The sequence below is a fragment of the Streptomyces sp. S3(2020) genome (genome assembly GCF_013044505.1).
Lineage (GTDB): Bacteria > Actinomycetota > Actinomycetes > Streptomycetales > Streptomycetaceae > Streptomyces.
The window spans coordinates 1-22878 of sequence record NZ_JABERD010000154.1 but is presented as its reverse complement, the minus strand read 5'-3'; the positions used below and the strand labels follow the sequence as shown (position 1 = coordinate 22878).

17 protein-coding genes and 1 pseudogene are annotated in these 22878 nt (G+C 71.7%); 13 read left to right on the top strand and 5 right to left on the bottom strand.

All coding sequences use genetic code 11. The features are described 5' to 3' along the window. A pseudogene (locus HLK59_RS35185) lies at positions 1–674 on the top strand (hypothetical protein); the annotation flags it as partial. A gap of 3 nt (positions 675–677) precedes the next feature. On the opposite strand, the gene HLK59_RS35180 reads toward HLK59_RS35185, so the two are convergent. Next, entirely contained in the window at positions 678–3071 is a 2394-nt protein-coding gene (locus HLK59_RS35180; RefSeq protein ID WP_171145669.1) for a penicillin acylase family protein, read from the bottom strand. 108 nt (positions 3072–3179) lie between these two features. On the opposite strand from HLK59_RS35180, the gene HLK59_RS35175 reads away from it, so the two are divergent. From HLK59_RS35175 to HLK59_RS35165, 3 genes are all read left to right on the top strand, one after another. After that, on the top strand, positions 3180–4673 hold the full coding sequence (locus tag HLK59_RS35175; RefSeq protein ID WP_171145668.1) for an acyl-CoA synthetase: 1494 nt from the start codon (positions 3180–3182) through the stop codon (positions 4671–4673). Positions 4674–4751: 78 nt separating this feature from the next. Beyond that, positions 4752–5606: an alpha/beta hydrolase gene (locus HLK59_RS35170; protein ID WP_171145667.1), complete on the top strand. Its 855-nt coding sequence runs from the start codon at positions 4752–4754 to the stop codon at positions 5604–5606. Positions 5607–5644: 38 nt separating this feature from the next. Continuing rightward, complete coding sequence (locus HLK59_RS35165; protein ID WP_171145666.1) at positions 5645–6331, top strand: alpha/beta hydrolase; 687 nt, start codon at positions 5645–5647, stop codon at positions 6329–6331. Positions 6332–6338: 7 nt separating this feature from the next. On the opposite strand, the gene HLK59_RS35160 is transcribed toward HLK59_RS35165, so the two are convergent. After that, positions 6339–8087, bottom strand: a complete 1749-nt coding sequence (locus tag HLK59_RS35160) for a sulfatase (RefSeq protein ID WP_171145665.1) — start codon at positions 8085–8087, stop codon at positions 6339–6341. Positions 8088–8224: 137 nt separating this feature from the next. Continuing rightward, entirely contained in the window at positions 8225–9844 is a 1620-nt protein-coding gene (locus HLK59_RS35155) for an acyl-CoA synthetase (protein ID WP_171145664.1), read from the bottom strand. 251 nt (positions 9845–10095) lie between these two features. Here HLK59_RS35155 and HLK59_RS35150 point away from each other — a divergent pair, with 251 nt between their 5' ends. The 6 genes from HLK59_RS35150 (at position 10096) to HLK59_RS35125 (ending at position 15622) form a co-directional block, all read left to right on the top strand. Then, positions 10096–10896: a crotonase/enoyl-CoA hydratase family protein gene (locus tag HLK59_RS35150; RefSeq protein ID WP_171145663.1), complete on the top strand. Its 801-nt coding sequence runs from the start codon at positions 10096–10098 to the stop codon at positions 10894–10896. Between the two features lie 139 nt (positions 10897–11035). Further along, positions 11036–11977 (top strand): OB-fold nucleic acid binding domain-containing protein, encoded by a 942-nt coding sequence (locus tag HLK59_RS35145; RefSeq protein WP_171145662.1) that lies wholly within the window; start codon positions 11036–11038, stop codon positions 11975–11977. Beyond that, positions 11974–13038 carry a thiolase domain-containing protein gene (locus HLK59_RS35140; RefSeq protein WP_171145661.1) on the top strand — a complete coding sequence of 355 codons (1065 nt, stop codon included), beginning with the start codon at positions 11974–11976 and terminating at the stop codon, positions 13036–13038. Before HLK59_RS35145 ends, HLK59_RS35140 begins: the two co-directional genes overlap by 4 nt. Then, positions 13035–14201, top strand: a complete 1167-nt coding sequence (locus tag HLK59_RS35135) for a thiolase domain-containing protein (protein WP_171145660.1) — start codon at positions 13035–13037, stop codon at positions 14199–14201. Before HLK59_RS35140 ends, HLK59_RS35135 begins: the two co-directional genes overlap by 4 nt. Before the next feature lie 107 nt (positions 14202–14308). Then, positions 14309–14551: a DUF397 domain-containing protein gene (locus HLK59_RS35130; protein ID WP_046259371.1), complete on the top strand. Its 243-nt coding sequence runs from the start codon at positions 14309–14311 to the stop codon at positions 14549–14551. Positions 14552–14728: 177 nt separating this feature from the next. Continuing rightward, positions 14729–15622: a universal stress protein gene (locus tag HLK59_RS35125; protein WP_171145659.1), complete on the top strand. Its 894-nt coding sequence runs from the start codon at positions 14729–14731 to the stop codon at positions 15620–15622. Here HLK59_RS35125 and HLK59_RS35120 read toward each other — a convergent pair. After that, on the bottom strand, positions 15617–17908 hold the full coding sequence (locus tag HLK59_RS35120; protein WP_171145658.1) for a caspase family protein: 2292 nt from the start codon (positions 17906–17908) through the stop codon (positions 15617–15619). The genes HLK59_RS35125 and HLK59_RS35120 overlap by 6 nt on opposite strands. Positions 17909–17914: 6 nt before the next feature. Next, positions 17915–18325: a hypothetical protein gene (locus HLK59_RS35115; protein WP_171145657.1), complete on the bottom strand. Its 411-nt coding sequence runs from the start codon at positions 18323–18325 to the stop codon at positions 17915–17917. 247 nt (positions 18326–18572) lie between these two features. Here HLK59_RS35115 and HLK59_RS35110 point away from each other — a divergent pair, with 247 nt between their 5' ends. The 3 genes from HLK59_RS35110 to HLK59_RS35100 all read left to right on the top strand — a co-directional run. Then, a complete protein-coding gene (locus HLK59_RS35110; RefSeq protein WP_171145656.1) occupies positions 18573–21455 on the top strand; it encodes an AAA family ATPase in 2883 nt (960 codons plus the stop codon). 118 nt (positions 21456–21573) lie between these two features. Then, on the top strand, positions 21574–22071 hold the full coding sequence (locus tag HLK59_RS35105; protein WP_171145655.1) for a hypothetical protein: 498 nt from the start codon (positions 21574–21576) through the stop codon (positions 22069–22071). Between the two features lie 294 nt (positions 22072–22365). Next, the coding region (locus HLK59_RS35100) for an XRE family transcriptional regulator (RefSeq protein ID WP_171145654.1) at positions 22366–22878 on the top strand (513 nt) is incomplete at its 3' end.

The following is a 22878-nucleotide window of genomic DNA, read 5'->3' as shown; positions in this document are numbered from 1 at the left end:
GGACCCTCGTGGCCATCGCGGTAGCCGTCGTGGGAACCGCCGTGAGCCTCGCCGTGACCCTCACGGACGACGACGGCGGCGCCGGCCCGGTGATCGCGGCGACCACGCCCGCGAGCCCCGACCTCACACCGACGACACCCGCCCCCGGCCCGGCGACCACGTTCGACACGGAACCCCCCGCCACCGAGGGAATCCCCGCGGGTTATGTGGCGTACGACGACCCGGAGGGCTTCCGGATCGCCGTACCCGAGAACTGGCTGCGCACCGCGTCGGACTCGCAGTACGGGATGGACGTGGTCGACTACCGCAGCCCCGAAGGGGACCGCAGACTCCAGGTGTTCCAGGTCGCGGAGGCGTCTCCCGACGAGTCGTTCCGGGTGGTCCTGTCCCCGGAGTACCCCAAACCCGACGGCTTCGTCCAGCTGTCGCTGCGGAGCCTGGACGAGACCGGGTCCGCCTCCCTGCTGGAGTACCTCGCGGACTCCTTCGGAGGCGAACCCGACCTCGGCCCCTGGCACGCCTACGACCTGCGCTTCGTCGCCCAGGACGACGAGGTCTACGCGCTGGCCTCCTACGGTCCCGACGCCGACGGCGGCACCGGCGAACTGGAGCTCCTCACCACGGCGTCCGACTGGTTCTGCCCGCCGGACACCTACTGCGACGAGCCGACGTGAGACTCAGCGCTCCCGCACGTGCACGATCCTGAGCCCGGGTGACGTCAGGATGTCCCCCTCGCAGAAGCGGGACGTCACCCACTTCTCCTGGGAGTACAGCCGGGTCTGGTCACTGAAGTGCGGCGAGTTCGGGTTGGAGGACTGGGAGTACGACAGGAGGGTGCGGGCCACCGGACAGCGGCTGCCGTCCCAGCCGACGGCCTGGATGTAGCTGGAGCCGGTGGTCACCTCCGTGTAGCCCCCGTGGGCCGGGTCCCACACCGGCTCGACCTTGTTCCAGACGCCCAGGGACTCGGTGCCGCCCGAAACGGCGATGCGCTGACCGTTCCGTACGACGAACTGGTGCTGTCCGAGCCGGGAGTCGAGCGCGATGCCCGCCGCCCGCAGCTCGGTGACCGTGTCCGCGAGAGCCGTGGCGAAGGCGGGCGCCGCCGTGTTGAGGGTGTTCGGTGTGCGCACCGGGTCGGCGGCCGAGAACGGCACCTTCCACAGCTGGGCCGCGGGGATCTTCCGCCACAGCCGGTCGAAGAGCAGCGCGCCCCGGCTGTCGGTGTTCACCGTACGGTCCCACGCCGCGAGCACCCCGCAGGCCTCGCTCACGTCAACGGCCTTGCCGTCACTGCCCGTTGCCGTACCTCCCGGCAGCGCCGCGCACGCCGTCGCCGCGTCGGCCGCGGCCAGGTCGCCCGCGGGCACCCGGTTGGCGAACTGCTGCGCCTGAAGGTCCCGCACGGTCAGCCGCCCGCGCTGGGCCATCGCCGACACGTCCTCGACCGCACCCCGGGTCCGCAGCGACCGCTGGGTGCCGATCGTGCCGAAGACCCGCTCGTACCCGGTCAGCGGCCGGTCGGCGTTGGCCAGCCAGGCGCTGTCGTTGGAGTTCTCCGCGTACGCGGCGTCCGTGAGGGTCGGCATCCTCGCCGGACCGAAGACGCCCGGCTGCACGGCGTCGGGATCGGTGCCGAGCGCGCAGTCACCGCGCGAGCCGTCGAGGACCGCCAGCCCGGCGGAGGGGTATGTGACCCTGCCGAGGGGCGTGGAGCAGCGCTGGGCCAGTTCGTCGGTGATGCGGGGGAGCACCTGGGACTGGGTGAACAGGGTGTGGCCGCCCGAGTCGGCGGCGACCGTGTTCACCCACGGCAGGCCCTGCGTGCGCGTCAGCGAACCGAGGACCTCCGCCGTGGAGCGGGCCTTGCTGAAGCCGAGGGCGGTGTCGGAGGCGCGCAGATTGGCGGAGTTGGGGTCGTTGAGGGCGTACGCCGTGGTGCTGGACCAGGGCAGGGGCAGCGAGGCGCCGAACGAGGTGACGACGGGGCCGTACCGGGTCCACCACTGCGTCCGTGACACCGGGGCGCCGTCCTTCACCTGGACGGTCACCGTGCGCCGGGTCATCTTCTCCGGCTTGCCGTCCACGAGGTAGGCCGTGGGGTCGGCCGGATCCAGCGTCAGCTGATGGAGGTTGACGGGGACACCGGTCGCGACGGTGTGACTCCAGGCCACCTTCGCGTTGTGGCCTATGGAGATCGTCGCGGAGCCGAGCAACGAGCCGCCGGAGACGTTGAGTTCACCGGGGATCGTCTGCTGCGACTGCCAGAAGCGACGGCCGCCCTGCCAGGGGTAGTGCGGGTTGCCGAGCAGCAGCCCGCGGCCGTTGGCGGTGGTCGTCCCGCTGAAGGCGACGGCGTTGGAGCCCATGTCGGCGGTGTCGGCGGCCAGCAGCTCCCGGGCGGCGCGGGCGGTGTCCTGGGCGTCGGGCGCCGCAGTGGAGGCCGTGGTGGGCGGCTGGGCGGCGGTGATGCCGTCCACACCGCGCCCCTGCCCGCCGAGGACGGCGAGCGCGAAGCCGCGCACGGCCACGTCGAGGGTCGTCACCGGGCGGACCCAGGCGGCGCCCTTGCAGGCGGGGTCGGTGACGCGGTTCTGCTTGAGCCAGGCGTTGTAGCCGGCCGCGAACCCTCGCATCAGGTCCTTCGCCTGCCGGCTCGGACCCAGCGGCGCCGGTTCGGCGAGCAGCTTCTCGACCGTGCCCGCCTCCCGAACGCCCTGGAAGTAGAGGTCGCTGGAGAGGTTCCTGGCGGCGGAGGAGAGCGAGAGGTCGGGTGCCGCGTCGGGCCCGAAGAACCGGGAGCGTTCCCCGCGCACGGTGACGAAACCGTCGGCGAGCGTGCACACCTGGTCGGCGGCCTGCGCCCAGCCGGTGCCGAAGCCGAGGTCCGTGTAGTTCTTCGCGAGGATGTGCGGGATGCCGTACTCGGTGTAGCGGATCGTGGCGGACAGGCCGCCGTGCGAGGGGTGTTGCTGACGGTTCTGGCCTTCGGCCGCGGCTGCCGGCAGCGCGGACGTGGCGGTGAGCAGGGCGACTGCCGCGACGAGGATTCGTCTGAGGCGGGTGCGCATCGTGCCTCCCAACGTCATTGAGGGAAGGAGCGGTTGAGCGTACCAACGGGTATGTGTCCTCGGCCCCGTGCTTGACCTCCCGCGGTGGCGGACCGAGGATCATGTGTCATGACGCCTGGACACGGCAGCACGGTCGACGGGGTGCTGCGGCGCAGCGCCCGGCGCACCCCGGCACGGGTCGCGGTGGAGTACGCCGACCGCTCGTGGACGTACGAGGAACTCGACGAGGCGGTCTCGCGCGCGGCGAGCGTCCTGCGCGCCGAGGACCTCGCGCCGGGCGACCGGGTGGGCGCCTACGGCCACAACTCCGACGCCTACCTCATCGCGTTCCTCGCCTGCGCCCGCGCGGGCCTGGTGCACGTGCCGGTGAACCAGAACCTGACGGGCGAGGACCTGACGTACATCGTCGACCAGTCGGGCAGCTCGCTGGTCCTCGCGGACCCGGACCTCGCGGGCCGGCTCCCGGAATCCGTACGCACCCTGCCGTTGCGTGACGCGGACGACTCGCTGCTGGCCCGGCTGGAGTCGGCCCCCGTGTACGACGGGCCGGAACCGCGCAGCGAGGACCTCGTCCAGCTGCTCTACACCTCGGGCACGACGGCGCTCCCCAAGGGCGCGATGATGACGCACCGCGCCCTGGTGCACGAGTACCTGAGCGCGATCACGGCACTGGACCTGAGCGCGGGGGACCGTCCCGTGCACTCCCTCCCGCTCTACCACTCGGCGCAGATGCATGTGTTCCTGCTGCCGTACCTGGCGGCCGGGGCGACCAACATCATCCTCGACGCGCCCGACGGCGACCGGATCCTCGACCTGATCGAGGCGGACCGCGCGGACAGCCTCTTCGCGCCGCCGACGGTGTGGATAGGCCTGTCCAACCGCCCCGACTTCACCACCCGCGACCTCGGCGGACTGCGCAAGGCGTACTACGGCGCGTCGATCATGCCGGTGCCCGTGCTGGAGCGACTGCGCGAACAGCTCCCGAAGCTCGCCTTCTACAACTGCTTCGGGCAGAGCGAGATCGGCCCGCTCGCCACGGTCCTGGCCCCCGACGAGCACAAGGGCCGGATGGACTCCTGCGGCCGCCCGGTCCTCTTCGTCGACGCCCGCGTGGTCGACGAGGACGGCAAGGACGTCCCCGACGGCACACCGGGCGAGATCGTCTACCGCTCGCCGCAGTTGTGCGAGGGCTACTGGGACAAGCCCGACGAGACCGCCGACGCCTTCCGCGACGGCTGGTTCCACTCCGGCGACCTCGCCGTCCGCGACGCCCACGGCTACTTCACGATCGTCGACCGCGTGAAGGACGTCATCAACTCCGGTGGCGTACTGGTCGCTTCACGCCAGGTCGAGGACGCGCTCTACACCCACGACGCCGTCGCCGAGGTGGCCGTCATCGGCCTGCCGGACGAGCGCTGGATCGAGGCCGTGACGGCTGTCGTCGTCGCCCGCGAAGAAGTGGCGGAGGCCGAACTCATCGCTCACGCCCGCGAGAAGCTCGCCCACTTCAAGGCGCCGAAACGGGTGCTGTTCGTGAACGAGCTGCCGCGGAACGCGAGCGGGAAGATCCTCAAGCGGGAGCTCAGGGACCGGTTCGCCTAGCGGGGACGCGGGTCCACGATCCGGCGGAGCTGGAGAACCCCGTTGCGACGCCGGCACGGGACGGTGAGGATCGGCGCCATGCCGACCTTCACCTCGTACGACGGGACCGAGCTCGCCTACCACCTCAAGGGTGAGGGTCCGCCGCTCGTCGTCCTGCCCGGCGGTCCCATGCGCGCTTCCGCCTACCTCGGGGACCTCGGCGGCCTCGGCGCCCACCGGCGGCTCGTCCTGCTCGATCTGCGGGGCACGGGAGCCTCCGCGACACCGGCCGATCCGGCGACGTACCGCTGCGACCGGCTCGTGGACGACGTGGAGGCGCTGCGGGTCCACCTGGGGCTGGAGCGGATGGACCTGCTCGCGCACTCGGCAGGCGGCAGCCTCGCCATGCTGTACGCCGCCCGGCATCCGGCCCGGGTGGGGCGGCTGGCGCTGGTCACGGTCATCCCGTGGGCGCTGGGCATGCCGGTGACGGACGAGGACCGGCTGGCGGCGGCACCGCTGCGCAAGGACGAGCCGTGGTTCGAGGAGGCGTTCCCCGTGTTCGCGGCCTCGCTCGACGGGAGCGGCGGATACGACCCCGTGTTCGCGCCCTTCTTCTACGGCCGCTGGGACGAGGCCGCCGCGGCGCACGACGCGCGCGGGGACGAGGAGTTCAACGACGAGGCCGCGGACGTTTACGGATCGGCCGGCGCCTATGACCCGCCCGCGACCCGGGAGGCGCTCGGGCGGCTGGAGCGTCCGCTGCTCGTGCTCGCGGGGGAGGTCGACAACGCCCCCAGGCCCGAACTGGCCCGCCGCGCCGCGGACGTCTTCCCGCACGCCGAGCTCGCGGTGCAGCCCGGCGCCGGGCACTATCCGTGGCTGGACGACCCGGAGTGGTTCGTGCGACGCATCGTCACGTTCCTCGGGGCGCCTCTGCCCTCGGCAGAGTAGGGACGTCGTCCACCGTCCCTCCGGCTACCTTGCCCGGCATGGACACCCTCAAGGCCAACGGCATCACGCTCGCGTACCGCACCTGGGGCCGCGAGGACGCGCCGCCCGTCCTCCTGCTGCACTCCCGGGGCGCCGACGGCGCGGACTGGACGCCGATCGCCGAGCGGCTCGCCACAGGAGGGCACCCGCGCCGGGTGTACGCCCCCGACCTGCGCGGTCACGGACGCAGCGACTGGCCCGGCACCTACGCCCTGGAGGAGATGCGCGACGACATCCGGGCCTTCGTGACCGCTCTCGGCATCGCGCCCACCGACGTGGTCGCCCACTCCCTGGGCGGCCTCGTCGCCTGCCTCCTCGCCCAGCAGGCACCCGGCCTCGTACGACGCCTCGTCCTGGAGGACGTACCCGCGTTCCTCCCGCTCGACCCGCCCCGGCCGCCCGCCGAACGCCCCGCCGGGGACCTGCCGTACGACTGGGCGATGATCCGGGCGACCGACGTCCGGCGGAACACCCCCGATCCTGTGTGGTGGGACCACATGGGGCGGATCACCATGCCCACGCTGGTGGTGGGAGGCGGGCCGGGCAGTCCCGTCCCTCAGGAGCAGATCGCCGCCGTCGCCGAGCGACTTCCCGACGCCCGGCTCGTGACCGTCGACGCCGGGCATCTCGTGCACGAGACGCGCCCCGAGGAGTTCCTGGCGGTCGTGGAGCCCTTCCTCGGCTGACGGGACCTCACTTCGCGTACGCCGTCATGAAGCGGTCGCGGAACGTGTCCATGCCCCACTCGGGCGCGTTCCCGGCGGGCTTGAGCCCGTCCGTCCAGCCCCAGTCGGCGATCCGGTCGAGGACCTTCGGGTCGCGGGCCACGACCGTGATGGGCACGTCCTTGTTGGTGTCGCCCCCGGTGACGGTCGGAACGGGCTGGTGGTCGCCGAGGAAGACGAGGACCGTGTCGTCGTCGCCGTAGCGCTCGACCCACTCGGTCAGGCTCTGCAACGAGTACTCGATCGCCTTGCGGTACTCCGTGCGCACGGACTTGGAGCTCTTCCAGACCTTCTTGGGGTCCGTGCCCTCCTTCTTGATCTGCTCGAACACCGAGCCGTCACCGAGCTGGTCCCAGTCGACCATGCGGGCGATGGGCGACCAGGGGTTGTGGCTGGAGGCCAGGATGATCTCCGCCATGATCGGGTCGCGGTTCTCCTTGCCGTGCTCCAGGCGCTCGAAGGCCTCCAGGCTGAACTGGTCGGGCACCGGCGTCCAGCTGAAGTAGGGGCCGTTGTAACCGAGGTGCGTGGAGTCGTAGATGTGGTCGAGGCCGAAGTACTTGCCCTCGGGCCAGGCCTTGCGCACCCCCGGCACGATGCCGACCGTGCGCCAGGCGCCCGTCTTCTGGAAGTAGCTGGTCAGGGTCGCGCGGTCGCCTCCGGTCAGACTGCGGTACCGCTGCTGGTTCTTGACCCACAGACCGGACAGGAACGTGGAGTGGGCGAGCCAGCTGCCGGCGCCCGTCACGGGCGACTTCAGCCAGGCGCTGCGCGAGGAGAAGCCGGCGGCCTTGAGCCTGCTGTCGCCCGCCTGGAGGGCCGCGTCGATCTGCGGGGCCATCGCCGGGTCGTCGATGGCCACCCGGCCGTAGCTCTCGATGAAGGTGAACAGGACGTCCTTGCCGCGCAGCCCGGTCAGCAGCTGGTCGGGCGGGGTCTTGGCGAAGGCGTCGACGGCGGCCAGCTTCTCGAACTCCTGGGCGTCGAAGAGGCCGTCACGCACCTGTTGCACCCGGTTGGCGACGAACTGCGTGTTGCCCTTGGTGGCGAAGGGGACCCCGCCGAACTGCACGCCCAGCGTGAAGCAGACGATCCACACGATGCCGAGGACGAGTGTGCTGCGCAGGGCCACGGGACGGTGCCGGACCAGGAGGTTCGTCAGCCGCACCACCGCGAGCGTGCAGACCGCGAGAACGGCGATGGCCAGGACGATCACCCCGGTCACCGCGAGGACCTGCCCCGAGCGGCCGAACGACTCCCTGACGAAATCCGCCGCGTCGTCCAGCAGGATCCAGTCGAAGACCAGGTCGAAGGGGCGGGCGAGGGTCTCGCGGAAGCCCATGTCGAGGAACTTGATGATGGTGAACAGCCCGATGAGCACGCCGGAGACGACGGCCGTGATACGCCGTGCCCGCCTCGGCAGCGCGAGGAGCAGGCCCGCGAGGAGGATCGCCTCCACGGGCAGACGCAGGAACGCCTGGACGTTCATCCGGTCGAGGCGGTTGGGCATGAGGAGCGCGCCGAGCACCAGGGCCGCGGCGAGGACGGTCGTGCCGATGGTCACGCCGCGCGCGGTGCGCGGGAAGCGGCTGCGCCAGCCGAACCAGCCGGATTTCTCCGTGACCTCCTCGGCCTCCTCGACCGTCTCCCGGTCTGGCTCCGCACCGCCCTCGGTGGCTTCCGGCAGCTGGCGAGAGCGAGGTGTGAAGAGCGACACCCGGCGGTCCTTCCGTGCGGTCTTGCGATGGCATGACGAACAGAGCCCTGTGACCGAGCCTGCCACCACCAGTACGTCCGCACGTCACCTTCGGTTCAATCCCACGGTGGAGAAAGCCCAGGAAGGGCGCGCGGAACTCACCCGTCCGCCCGCACCGCCACCTCCCGTGCCCACCGGTAGTCCGCTTTCCCACTGGGGGACCGCTGGATGGAGTCCTCGATCACCAGCTGACGCGGGATCTTGTAGCCCGCGAGCCGGTTGCGGCAGTGCGTCTGGATGTCGTCGAGGGACGGCCGGGCCGCGCCCGTCCGCAGCTGTACGACGGCTGCCACATGGTGACCCCACTTGGTGTCCGGCACCCCGGCCACCAGCGCGTCGTACACGTCCGGATGGGACTTGAGCGCCTGCTCGACCTCCTCCGGGTACACCTTCTCGCCGCCGGTGTTGATGCACTGGGAACCCCGGCCGAGGACGATGACGACGCCCTCCTCGTCCACGGTCGCCATGTCGCCGAGCAGCACCCAGCGTTCGCCGTCCTTCTCGAAGAAGGTCTCGGCCGTTTTCCGCGGGTCGTTGTAGTAGCCCAGGGGCACATGGCCGCACTGGGCGACACGGCCCACCTCGCCCACGGCGATCGGCTCGCGGGTGGCCGGATCGACCACCTGGGTCCGGGAGTTGACGCGGACGCGGAAGCCGCGCTCGGGGCCGGCGTCGTCGGTGGCCGTGCCGTTGAAGCCGGACTCCGAGGAGCCGAAGTTGTTGAGCAGCATCACGTTCGGGACGAGCTCCAGGAACTGCCGGCGCACGGTGTCGGACATGATCGCCCCCGACGAGGACACGCTGAACATCGACGAGGTGTCCGTGCCCTTCATGGGGCCCTTGAGGGCGTCGATCAGCGGCCGCAGCATCGCGTCCCCGACCAGGGACATGCTGGTGACCTTCTCCTGCTGGATGGTCCGCAGGACGTCCTCGGGCGAGAACTTGCGGTGCAGCACGATCCGTTGGCCGAAGTTGAAGCCGATGAACGCGGTGAGGGTGGAGGTGCCGTGCATCAGCGGGGGAGTGGGGAAGAAGGTGATCCCCGAACCGCCGGCCGCGACCCGCTCGGCGAGTTCCTCCGGCTTCTTCACCGGCTCGCCGGTCGGCGCCCCGCCGCCCATCCCCGAGAAGAACAGGTCCTCCTGGCGCCACATCACGCCCTTGGGCATCCCGGTGGTGCCGCCGGTGTAGATGATGAACTGGTCGTCGCCGGAGCGCGGCGGGAACCCGCGCTCGGGGGACCCGGCGGCCTCGGCGTCCGCGAACGCCACGGCGTCCAGGGCGTCCGCACCGGGTACGGCGTCGCCCACCCGCACCAGGTGCCGCAGCTTCTCCGTGAGCGGCAGCGCGGCGGCGACCCGGTCGGTGAGCTCCGCGTCGAAGACCAGGCCCACCAGATCGGCGTCCCGGTAGAGATAGACCAACTCGTCCTCTACATAACGGTAGTTGACGTTCACCGGTACGGCCCGGGCCTTCAGACAGCCGAGCGCGACCTGGAGGTACTCGATGCCGTTGTACATGTGCAGTCCGACGTGCTCGCCCGGCCGTATCCCGCTGTCGATCAGATGGTGACCGACGCGGTTGGCCGCCGCGTCCAGCTCCGCGTACGTCAGCCGGCGCTCCGCGCCCGTGCCGGGGATGTCGATGTACACCAGCGCCTCGCGGTCCGGGACCACGTCGACGACCGACTCGAACAGGTCGGCAAGGTTGTACTCCACCGCTCCTCCTGACCTAGGGCCTGGCGTTTGGATCAGCTCGGCGTCGCGTCGGTCCGGAAGAGCCGCTCCTCACGGCCGACCTGATCCAAACGACAGGCCCTGGCTCCGCACCGGTTGCCGGTCATCAGAGCAAAGGGCGACCCAACTGTGAAGGCTCCGCGCGAAGAAATCTGACTGACTGTCAGAAAACTCTTGAAGAGCCCGGTCCACTCCTGCAACCTGTTCTCGTTCTTTCAGAGGGGAGATGGGCGATGGGTGGCACGGAACACCTCACTGTGCAGCGCGAAGGCGCCACACTGGTGCTCACGCTCAACAGGCCGGAGGCCAAGAACGCGCTCTCGCTGGCGATGCTCGTCGGCCTGTACGACGGCTGGGTCGAGGCCGACGCCGACGACTCGGTCCGCTCGATCGTGTTCACCGGAGCGGGCGGCTCGTTCTGCGCCGGCATGGACCTCAAGGCCCTGGCCGGGAAGGGCATGGAAGGAGAGCAGTACCGGGACCGGCTCAAAGCCGACCCCGACCTGCACTGGAAGGCGATGCTGCGCCATCACCGCCCCCGCAAACCGGTGATCGCCGCCGTCGAGGGCCACTGCGTCGCGGGTGGCACCGAGATGCTCCAGGGCACCGACATCAGGGTCGCGGGCGAGTCGGCGACCTTCGGCCTCTTCGAGGTCAGACGCGGCCTCTTCCCGATCGGCGGCTCCACCGTCCGCCTCCAGCGCCAGATCCCGCGCACCCACGCCCTGGAGATGCTGCTCACGGGCCGCCCGTACAGCGCCCGCGAGGCCCTGGACATCGGCCTGATCGGACACGTCGTCCCCGACGGCACCGCACTCACCAAGGCCCTGGAGATCGCCGAACAGATCAACGCCTGCGGCCCGTTGGCGGTCGAAGCCGTCAAGGCCTCGGTGTACGAGACCGCCGAGCTGACCGAGACCGACGGCCTCGCCGCCGAACTGAAGCGCGGCTGGCCCGTCTTCGACACCGCCGACGCCAAGGAAGGGGCCCGCGCCTTCGCGGAGAAGCGACCGCCCACCTACAAGCGAGCGTAACGCTCCGCCGGGTGCGGCGGTTCGGACACCGCGGGCCGTCAGCGGCTGCTCGCGCGCACGCGGCGGAGCCGCGGATGCCACGGCCTCGCGCCCCTCCCGGGCGCGATCCACCCACCTCGCTCCGAAGGAGGCAACCCCGATGCCCGCAGTCCTCAAAGCTCCTCTCGTCGTAGAATTCCCCTTCACCCGCTCCCTCGGCCCCGTCCAGAGCGCGTTCCTCACCGGCCTGCGCGACCGCGTCGTCCTCGGTGTGCGGACCGGCGACGGCCGCACCCTCGTACCCCCCGTCGAGTACGACCCCGTCACCGCCGAGGAGATCCACGACCTCGTCGAGGTCGCCCCCACCGGCACCGTCACCACCTGGGCCTGGAACCACCACCCCCGCCGCGGCCAGCCCCTCTCCGCACCCTTCGCCTGGGTCCTCGTCCGCCTCGACGGCGCCGACACGGCGCTCCTCCACGCCCTCGACGCGCCCGGCCCCGACACCGTGCACACCGGCATGCGCGTCCGCGTCCGCTGGGCCGAGGACCGCGCCGGCGCGATCACCGACATCGCCTGCTTCGAGCCCTACGACGGTGACGCGGCCGAACCGACCGGCCACAGCGGCGAGTTCGGGGACCCGGTCACCGGCATCGTCGCGGCCGCCCGACTGGACTACACCTACTCACCCGGCCGCGCCCAGACCGCCTACATCAACGCCCTCTCCGAACGACGCAACGTCGGCGAACGCTGCCCGTCCTGCCGCAAGGTGTACGTACCGCCGAGGGGCGCGTGCCCCACCTGCGGCCTCGCCACCTCGGAACAGGTGGAGGTGGGTCCGGCCGGCACGGTCACCACGTTCTGCATCGTCAACATCAAGGCGAAGAACCTCGACATCGAAGTCCCCTACGTCTACGCCCACATCGCCCTCGACGGCGCCGGGCTCGCGCTGCACGGACGCATCGGCGGCATCCCCTACGACCAGGTGCGCATGGGCCTGCGCGTCGAACCGGTGTGGACGGAAGGGGGCCGCTATCCCGACCACTACCGGCCCACGGGAGAACCCGACGCGGACTACGAGACGTACAAGGAGCTGCTGTGACCCGTGAAGCAAGCCCAGGGGCGCGTGACATCGCCGTCGTCGCCTTCGCACAGTCCGACGTCCGGCGCACCACCGAGGAACAGTCCGAGGTGGAGATGCTCATGCCGGTCCTGCACGACGTCCTGGACCGGACCGGACTGAAGACCGCGGACATCGGCTTCACCTGCTCCGGCTCCAGCGACTACCTCGCGGGCCGCGCCTTCTCCTTCACCCTCGCCCTCGACGGCGTCGGCGCCTGGCCGCCGATCTCCGAGTCGCACGTCGAGATGGACGGCGCGTGGGCGCTGTACGAGGCCTGGACCAAACTCCTCACCGGGGACGCGGACACCGCGCTCGTCTACTCCTACGGCAAGTCCTCACCCGGGTCGCTGCGCGATGTGCTGACCCGCCAGCTCGACCCGTACTACGTGGCCCCGCTGTGGCCCGACTCGGTCGCCCTCGCCGCCCTCCAGGCCCAGGCCCTCATCGACGAGGGAGCCACCGACGAACCGGCGCTGGCCGCGATCGGCGCCCGCAGCCGTGCGGTCGACAACCCGCGAGCCCAGCTCACGGGTACCGTCCCGCAAGGGGACTACCTCGTACGGCCGTTGCGCACCGGTGACTGCCCGCCGATCGGCGACGGGGCGGCCGCGGTGGTGCTCGCGGCAGGGGAGCGGGCCCGCGAACTGTGCGCGCGCCCCGCCTGGATCCGCGGCATCGACCACCGCATCGAGGCACACGGCCTCGGCGTCCGCGATCTGACCGACTCGCCCTCCGCCCGCCTCGCCGCCGAGAAGGCAGGAGCCTTCGAACGGCCCGTCGACACCGCCGAGTTGCACGCGCCCTTCAGCTCCCAGGAGGTCGTGCTGCGCAAGGCGCTGAAGCTGGCCGACGACGTCCGGGTCAACCCGTCCGGCGGCGCCCTCGCCGCCAACCCGATGATGGCCGCCGGGCTGATCCGCATCGGCGAGGCCGCCGCCCGGATCCATCGCGGCGAGTCCGACCGGGCCCTCGCGCACGCCACCTCCGGGCCCTGTCTCCAACAGAACCTGGTCGCCGTACTGGAAGGGGATCCGCGATGAGCAAGGAGCCCGTGGCCGTCACCGGCATCGGTCAGACCAAGCACGTCGCGGCCCGGCGGGACGTGTCGATCGCCGGGCTCGTACGCGAGGCGGCGCGACGGGCCCTCGACGACGCCGAACTGGACTGGGCCGACATCGACGCCGTCGTCATCGGCAAGGCGCCCGACTTCTTCGAGGGCGTCATGATGCCGGAGCTGTATCTCGCGGACGCGCTCGGCGCGGTCGGCAAGCCGATGCTGCGGGTGCACACGGCGGGCTCGGTCGGCGGCTCCACGGCACTGGTCGCCGCCGGGCTCGTCGCGGCCCGCGTGCACGGCACCGTCCTGACGCTCGCCTTCGAGAAGCAGTCCGAGTCCAACGCCATGTGGGGCCTGTCGCTGCCGATCCCCTTCCAGCAGCCCCTGCTGGCCGGGGCGGGCGGCTTCTTCGCCCCGCACGTCCGCGCGTACATGCGGCGCAGTGGGGCGCCCGACACGGTCGGCTCGCTGGTGGCCTACAAGGACCGGCGCAACGCGCTCAAGAACCCGTACGCGCATCTCCACGAGCACGACATCACCCTGGAGAAGGTCCAGGCCTCGCCCATGCTCTGGGACCCGATCCGCTACTCCGAGACCTGCCCGTCCTCCGACGGCGCCTGCGCGATGGTCCTCACCGACCGTGCGGGCGCGGCCCGTTCGCCCCGACCGCCCGCCTGGATGCTGGGCGGCGCGATGCGCAGCGAGCCGACCCTCTTCGCGGGCAAGGACGCCGTCTCGCCGCAGGCAGGAAAGGACTGCGCGGCCGATGTGTACCGGCAGGCGGGCATCGCCGATCCGCGCCGGGACATCGACGCCGTCGAGATGTACGTGCCGTTCTCCTGGTACGAGCCCATGTGGCTGGAGAACCTCGGCTTCGCCGCCGAGGGCGAGGGCTGGAAGCTCACCGAGGCGGGAGTGACGGAACTGGACGGTGATCTGCCCGTCAACATGTCGGGCGGCGTCCTGTCCACCAACCCCATCGGCGCCTCCGGCATGATCCGCTTCGCGGAGGCGGCCCTCCAGGTGCGCGGCCAGGCCGGGGAACACCAGGTGGAAGGGGCCCGCAAGGTGCTCGGGCACGCCTACGGCGGCGGATCCCAGTTCTTCTCGATGTGGCTCGTGGGGTCCGAACCCCCTGATGCGTGAAATGCCTCCCGGAAGGTCACCGAAAGGTCCCCCTCACGTGGCCTGTCGGCACTCGGGGTCGATCGCTAGGCTGGCCCGCGGACGACGCAATCGGGAGGAGCACGGACGTGGCCGAGACCACCATCCAGCAGCAGCCGCTCATGGGCTGGGACAAGCCCGAGCTGGACCTCAGCAGCGCCGACTGGCACTCCAGCAGCCGTGGCCTGGGGGATGTCCAGATCGCCTTTGTCGAGGGTTTCATCGCGATGCGCAACAGCGGCCGCCCGGAGAGCCCTTCCTTGATCTTCACACCCGCGGAATGGGGCGCGTTCGTGTCAGGGGCGCGGGAAGGGGAGTTCGACCTCACGTGACCATGTGAGGTTCCGGCCCGAGTCCGCCCGAGCCCATCCGACGGGCCGATCCGACGGGCCGATCCGGGGGTGTTTCACCTGTTTTTCCGGACACGCGACCTTGAGCAACCTGCCGGGGCCGGCGTCTGAGCGACGCTGGCCCCCGGGGGAAGGTCGTACTCCGGAGGTGAGGAACCCATGAGCACCCTGCCGGTCATCGCGGCGGTCGACGGTTCGGACGACAGCCTGCGCGCCCTGGACTGGGCCCTCGACGCCGCCCGTGGACGCCGGGCGCCGCTGCGCGTGGTCCATGTGCGGCAGTACACCGCGTGGGTCCAGCCCGACGGACTGGTCACCGGTCCGCCGGACGCGGACGAGGACGCGGTCCTGAAGCAGGCGCGCACACGGGTGTCGGAGGCGGCCGACCGGCCCGTGACGGAATACCTCGCTCTGGACGGCACCCCGTCCGCCCTGCTGCCCGAACTGGGCGCGACCGCCCAGCTGTTGGTGCTCGGCTCCCGAGGGCGCGGCGGCTTCGCGAGCCTGCTGCTCGGCTCCAACGGCATGGCCGTCGCACGCGACGCGGAGTGCCCGGTGGTCGTGGTGCCGCGGCCCGGGCGCGAGGTGGAGCCGATGGAACCCGCCGAACCCGGCCCCCGAGTGGTCGTCGGTCTCCGGGCGGACAGCCCCGACGAGACCACCCTCGCGGTCGCCTTCGCGGAGGCGGCCGTCCGCGGCGCTCGCCTCCACGTCGTCAGCGCGTACCAGTGGCCGCTCCAGACGTGGGCGATGCCGGGTGAACTCAGCGCCGTGATGATCGACCAGGACGCCGTCGAGGCGGAGACCCGCACCCTCGCCGAAGGCTTCCTCGCCCCGCACCGCGAGAACCGCCCGGACGTACGGGTCGACCTCTACGTGGCCCCGGGCGACGCGGCCGGCCATCTGGTCAGTGCCTCCAAGGACGCCGAACTGGTCGTCGTCGGCCGCCATCGGCGCCGACTGCTGGCACCCGCCCGCATGATGGGGTCGGTGACACAGGCGGTGCTGCTGCACGCGGCGAGCCCGGTGGCGGTGGTGCCGCCGGGGTCATGAGCAGGCAGAGATGTCCCAGAAGGCGATCGAGCCGTCCTTGTTGATGTTCGCGAAGGTCTTGCCGTCGTCACCGATTCTCGATGCGCCCGGGATGCCGGTACCGGCGAACGTGGAGATGGTCTTGTGGCTCTTGACGTCCCACAGCGATACCTTGTCCCCCGGGCCCCAGACGGCGATGACCTTGCCGCTGGGACTGAATCCGAGGAAGGCCGCGTCACGGCCTACGTCGGCGACGAACTCGCGTTTCCGGACGTCCCAGAGCCGGAGACCACCGCTGGGGGTATGGGCGGCGAGGGTCGTGCCATCGGGGCTGAAGATTCCGGAGAAGGTGCCGGTCAGGCTCTTGTCGACATCGCCGGTCGCCACGTCGACGAGGCGCATCGGTTCGGATTCGTCGCTGGACTGCGCCGCGAAGGTCTCGCCGTCGGGGCTGAGATGTCCCCCGGCGGAGCCGGAGACGCTGACGGTCGCCGCTCGGTCGGTCATGTTCCACAGCTTCGTCTTGTTGTCGTAGCCTCCGGTCGCGAGGGTCATTCCGTCGCGGCTGAATTCCATGAACTCGACGCCGTTGGTGTGGCCGGGGAAGGTGCCGATGCTTTCGCCCAGGGTGGTGTCCCATAGCTGTATCCAGTTGTTGTACGCCGTCTTGGGGTGCGACGCACCGGCGGTGGCGAGCACCGTGCCCTTGGGGTTGACGGCTGCGCTCACGACCCCCTTGTCGCCCGTGCGGATGGAGAGGGTGTCGCCGGAGGCCATGGTGCGCAACTGAACCCTGACGGCTTCGTCCGGGGCGGCGGCGCTCTGGGTGACGAGTAGTTGACCTCCGGGGCTGAACGCGACGCCGTTGTTGGGAATCGTCTGGTGTTCGAGCGTGGTCTGCTCCGTACGCGTTTCCACGTCCCACAGTCGAAGCGTGTTCTCGCTGCCCGCGTCCATCGTGAGGAACATCTTCTCGTCCGGGCTGAACTCGAACCACTGGTTCCCCTTGCGCGGGAGGGTGGCCGTGGGTTTCAGGAGGGCCGGGCAGGATTTGGCGTGATCCTCGCCGCCACCGCCACCGCCACCACCGTCGCCTCCGCCGTAGGCGAGCAGTCCGCCGACAACCGCTGCCAGCGCGAGGGTGGCGGCCGAGGCGGTGACGAGGCGGAACGTTCTGCGGCGTGGGTGCGGAGCGGGGCCTGCGTCGGCGGTCGGCGGGTCGGCGGGCGAGTCAGGCGGTGCCATAGCCGCTTCCCGCGGCGACTGTGTCTCCTTCACCGGCGCGGGTTCCGCTTCCGGCGACGGTGTCTCCGCCACCGGTCCCGGCTCGGCCTCCGCCACCGCTCCCGGCTCGGCCTCCGGCGCCGCCACCGGTCGCAGATGCGTCGCGGCCGCCCCCGACACGACCCTGCTGTCGTCCTCCGCGAGGCGCTGGATCTCCTCCAGGGCGACGGCGCGGACCTGTTCGTTGCCGATGCGGCGCAGGTGGGCGAGGCCGTCGAGGGCGGAGAGCCGGTCCGTGGCGATGGGGCTGCCCAGGGCGTTGCGCAGATGGGCGGGGAGGGACCAGTTGACGTTGCGGGCGATGACGATCCGGCCCTCGACGTTGTCGAGCTTCTTCGGGCGCTGCTGCGGCATCTCGTCGACGACCCGGTCGTGGACGTAGCCGTACAGCTCGTCGAGGGTGATGTCGCCGTCGCCGTCGAGATCGGCGCTGCCGTCACGGAGCCCGGCCACCAGGTAGCGCGTGAACACGGACTGCGTGGCCCGGCCGTGCGCCCGGTCGCCCTCGAAGGAGTACTGGGTGGCGTCCGACGCGGTGAGCACCGTACGGCCGTGGCCCTGGAAGCGCTCCAGGGTGTGCACCGCCGCGTCTCCCTTGGAGAGCCTGCCGGCCGGGAACGCCCCGCTGTAGCAGCAGTCCAGGATCAGCACCTTCTGCCGGGACGGGCAGCCCTCCATGGCCTGGTCGACGTGCTCGGCGGACAACGCGGTGAACAGCAGGCTGTCGCGACGGGTGTTCGTCATGGCCAGATAGAGGCGACCGCTGTCGTCCTTGAGACCGTGACCGGTGAAGTACAGGAGCGTGAGATCGTCGCGGCGCCGGTCGCGGTAGAACTCGCCGATCGCCTCACCGACCCGGTGGTGCGGCTGGTTGATCAGCGTGGTGACCTCGAAACCCGCGATGTCGGGATCCCGCAGCACCGAGGCGAGCGACTCGGCGTCATGGGCCGGGGCGGTCAACTGCCGCAGCCCGCTGTCCTGGTGCTCGTAGGTGGCGACGAGCAGCGCCAGCCGGCGTCCCACGGCCGGTCAGTCCTCCGTGTGGCGGCGGACGTACGCCTCGACGAGGGCGCGCCGCTCCTCGGCGGTGGCGCGTTCCAGCTCGATCGTGTCCCCGTCGATCGTCAGCGACACCCGGTGCCGCGCGGCCGAGCGCCCGAGCCAGTCCCGTACCGTCTCCACGAGCGAGGTGAACACCCCGCCCGACGCGCTCAGCGCCACCACGACCGCGCCGATGGTCAACGCGTCGGCCCCCTTCGCCCCGTCCGGAGCCGGGCCGCCCGCCAGTACACGTACCGACTCGACCTCCAACTCGGAGAGCTCGGAACGGAGTTGCCGCGCCGCGCGTTCCCCCGCCTCCGCGCCGAACTCCGGATCGGCCGCGAGGTCCACCCGGACGTCCACCATCCGGCCGGTGGCCGCCGCTGCGTCGTCACCCATGCTGTCCCCGGCTTTCCCCCGACGGCGATGTCCTGCTCCACCCTCCTCACAGTGTGGCGTCCCGGGGCCACGCACGGCAGTCACTCGCCACACCTGCCCGGGCCGAGTACCGACGCGTGACCCGACCCCGGTCAGTAAAGGACTAACCGGGTCGCGCGCCTCCCGTCGGGCGTACGCTGAGGTGCCTGTAGGTCACGGTGTGCGCCCGCTCCCCGCGTGGGTGTGCCACCGCGACAGGGGGTGCACCATGGGCCGGCGCAGCACCAGGAGCAGCAGGACGCTCTTCGAGCGCGAGAGTGAACTCGCCGCCGTCGACGAGGCGTTGGGCGAGCTCACCGGTCTGCGCGCGGACGGCGCGGAGTCGGCCGGTCAGCCCCGGGGCGCGCTGCTCGCCTTCGCCGGAAGGGCCGGGATCGGCAAGACGACCCTGCTGGCCGAGGTCCGGCGGCGCGCTGCCGCACGGGGCTGCACCGTGCTCTCCGCGCGCGGCGGCGACCAGGAGCAGCGCGTCGCCTTCCATGTGGCCAGGCAGCTTCTGCAACCCCAGTTCGCCGGTGCGGCGGAGGCCGATCTCCGTGACCGGTTGGGCAGTTGGTACGACATCGTCGGCCCGGCCCTCGGTCTGTGCGCGCCGACCGACGGCGCCCCGCCCGACCAGCAGGGACTGCGGGACGGACTGGACTGGGTACTCACCCATCTCGCCGTGCAGCGCGCCCCGATGGTCCTCGTCCTCGACGACGCGCACTGGGCGGACCCCGAATCCCTGCGCTGGCTGGCCGCGTTCGCACCGCGCGCCGAGGACCTTCCACTGCTGCTCGTCGTCGGCTACCGGCCCGACGAACTCCCCGACCACGCCGAGTCGTTCAGGGGACTGCCGGGGCGGGCCGGCGGACGGCCGATCGATCTGGAGCCGCTCAGCGCGGTCGCCGTCGCCGGTCTCGTACGCGAAGCACTCGGCACCTACGCCGACGACGCGTTCTGCCGCGAGTGCTGGGCCGTCACCGCGGGCAACCCCTTCGAGACCGTCGAGCTCACCGCCAAGGTGCGCGACCGCGGCCTGACCCCCACCGAGGCCGGCGCCCATCTGCTGCGCGACCTCGCCGCCGCGGTCAAGGGCAGCGGACTGATCGCCCGACTCGAACGCCTCGGCACCTCCACCGTCCGCTTCGCCTGGGCCTGCGCCGTCCTCGGCACCGAGATCCACCCCCTGCTGGCCGCCGCCGTCGCGGGGCTCGGCCAGGAAGAGGCCGCCGACGCCGCCGACGCCCTGCGCGGCGCCCGTATCCTCACCGGCGCCGAGACCCTGGAGTTCGTCCACCCGCTCATCGCCACCGCCGTCTACCGGGCCATCCCCTCGGGTGTCCGCGTCGCCCTGCACGGCCAGGCCGCCTGGTGCGTCATCAACGAAGGACAAGGACCCTCCGTCGCCGCCCGCCACCTCCTGGAGACCCACCCCGACGGCGACGCCTGGGTCGTCCAGCAACTGCGTGCCGCCGCCGGCGAGACCGTCCGCTCGGGCGCCCCCGACGCCGCGCGCAGCTACCTCGTCCGTGCCCTGCGCGAACCCCCGCCCTTCGAGGACCGGGCCGCCGTCCTGTACGAACTCGGCAGCGCCTCCCTGCTCACCGAACCGGCCACCACGGTCAACCACCTGCGCGCCGCGCTGGAGGAGCCCATCGCCGACCGGCAGTTGCGGCACCACATCGTCTACCGGCTCTCCCAGGTCCTCGCCCACAGCGACCGGCTCGCCGAGGCCTCCGACACCCTCGCCCGGGAGATCCGCGTCACCGAGGACGCCCGCGTCAAACTGCGCATGGTCGCCGAGCAGTTCATGTGGGACGCCTTCCGCGCCGACGAACCCGACCACCCCTCCCGCTCCCGCCGCCTCACCAAACTCGCCGACCGCCTCAGGGGCCGCGACCTCACCGAGCGGTACATCATCGGCCTGCGCGCCTGGGACGCGACCCTGCGCGGCGAACCCGCCCATGTCGCCCTCCACCACGCCGAACGCGCCCTCGCCGGCGGCCTCGGCTGGGCCGAACCCGACCGCGGGTTCGAGGTGCCCGTACTGGTGGCCATGGCCTTCATGTACGCGGACCGCCCCGGCCGCGCGGAAGAGCTCTTCGCCGCAGGCATCGCCGACTTCGAACGGCAGGGCTGGCGCGGCGCCCATCTCTCCTTCGGCTACACGCTCCTCGCCTACCTCCGCTTCCGCCGCGGCCGGCTCGCCGAGGCCGAGGACTTCGTCCGCGCGGGTCTCAGGCTGGCCGAACGCGTCGGACCGGGCACCCCCGCCCACTGGTACGCCGTCGGCATCCTCATCGAGGTCCTGCTGGCCCGCGGGCGCGTCACGGAGGCCGCGCAGACCGCCGAGGACTACTCCTTCAACGAACCCTTCCCGGCCGCCGTGGTCTTCCCCGACGTCCAGACCGTCTACGGCGAACTGCTGCTCGCCCGCGGTCTCACCAAGGACGCGGCGGCCGAACTATCGGCAGCGGGCCGCCGTCTCGACCCCCGAGGCATCCGCAACCCCGCCTGGTGCCCCTGGCAGCTCCACCTCGCCCGCGCCGAGAGCCACGACACCCCCGAACGAGCGGTCACCACCGCCCTCGAAGCGGTGGCCCGCGCCCGCCAGTTCGGCACCCCCTCCGCCATCGGCCAGGCCCTGCGCACGGCCGCCGAGGTGTCCTCGGGCTCGGTCCGAGTGAAGTATCTGGAGGAGTCGGTCGCCCACCTGGAGTGCTCCCCGGCGGCGTACGAGCTGGCGTGCGCGCTGGTGGCCCTGGGCACGGAGCTACGGCGCACAGGGCGCCCCACCGAGGCGGCCGAGCATCTGTACCGGGGACTGGACGCGGCGGCGCAGTGCGGCGCGGACGGCTTGGTGGAGGCGGCTCGGGACGAGCTGGCCGCGGCGGGCCTGAGGCCGCGTCGTCTGCACAGCACCGACACGGACGCGCTGACGACGCGCGAACGCACGGCAGCCACGATGGCGGCCGAGGGGCGGACCAAGGCGAAGATCGCGAAGGAGCTGAACGTCGACGAGCCGACGGTCACCCGCCTGCTCTCAGCGGTCTACCGAAAGATGGGCACCGACAACACCGGACTGGCGTCGGCGCTGAAACCGACGTGAGGCAGCCCCACCTCACAGGCGCGGGGGCGTATCGATGTGCGGCTCCGCCGCGTGGGTGCGGCCAGCCCCACGCACCCGCGGTCGCACGACCACCCTCACCGCCCCTTACCATGGGCGCATGTCGTTCCTCCGCCGCCGCAGCGCCACCCCCGCCGGCCCCGACTTCGACGTCCTGGCCATGGACCCGGGCGACTGGCCCGGGAATCTCGGCGCCGGTCTGCTGCCCGCCCCCGACGGCACGTGCCAGGGTGTCTTCCTGCGCTACGACCTGTTCGGCGGCCGCGGCCCCGCGATGATCATCGGCAACCTCCCCGAGGGCTCCCCGGCCCGGGAGCTCGCCGAGGGCGAGGTCCCCTTCGAGGTGGCCCAGCTGCTGATCGCGCTGGAGAACGAGGAGGAGGTGACCGTCGTCGGCGCCGAGGACGTGCCGGTGATGCAGGGCGACAACCTCCTGATCGTGCGGCGCCTCAAGCTCTCCGAGAGCCGGATCTCCTGCGTGCAGTTCGACCGCAGCGACAACGTCCTGGTGACCATCGCCGCGTGGGACCGCCCGATCACCGACGATCTGTACGCCCTCCTGAAGCCGCTGCCGGCGGAGCTCTTCCAGCAGGGCTGACCCCGCCGCTCGCGAGGCTCGCGCCTCGTGGACTCCGGAGGGCCGCAGCCCCCCGTGCTCGGCCCTCCGGAGCCCGCCCGCGGCCGGTCGTCCCACCCACCACGGCGGCACCCGGGGTTCCCCCGTACCGTCCGCCGCGACGGCCGTCCCGGGGTGCCGTGATCCGAGTCTTCCGGCGCGGACCGTTGTCCGGCAGCCCCCTTTCGCCACTCCGGACAATTACCGGACAGCCCTGTCGTCGCGCCTTGCCCCGGCCCGGCCCCGCTCCGTAACGTGCGAGGCCGAGGGGGTGCCATGGGGCGACGCGAGCGACCGCTTGACCCGACCGAGGGCGCCGTCGCCCGATTCGCCCTGGAACTGCGGAAGTTACGGCAGGAGGCCGGCGGCCTCACCTACCGCGCCATGGCCGCGCGGGCCCACTACTCCACCGCGACGCTCGCCCAGGCCGCGGCCGGCGACCGCCTCCCGTCCCTGTCCGTCACCCTCGCCTACGTCACCGCCTGCGGTGGCGACCCGGACGAGTGGGAGCGGCGCTGGCACCGGACGGCCGAGGAGGAGACGGCGGACCGCCGCGCCGCCGACGACCCCGGGGACGCCCCCTACCGGGGACTGGCCCGCTTCGAGTCCGGCGACCACGAGCGGTTCTTCGGCCGCGACCGGCTCGTCGAGCGTCTGGTGGGGATGGTGGGCCGTGAGCCCGTCGTCGTCCTGGCCGGCCCTTCGGGCTGCGGCAAGTCCTCGCTCCTGCGCGCCGGGCTCGTCCCCCGCCTCCCGAAGGAACCCCGAGTCCTGGCCCCCGGCCCGCAC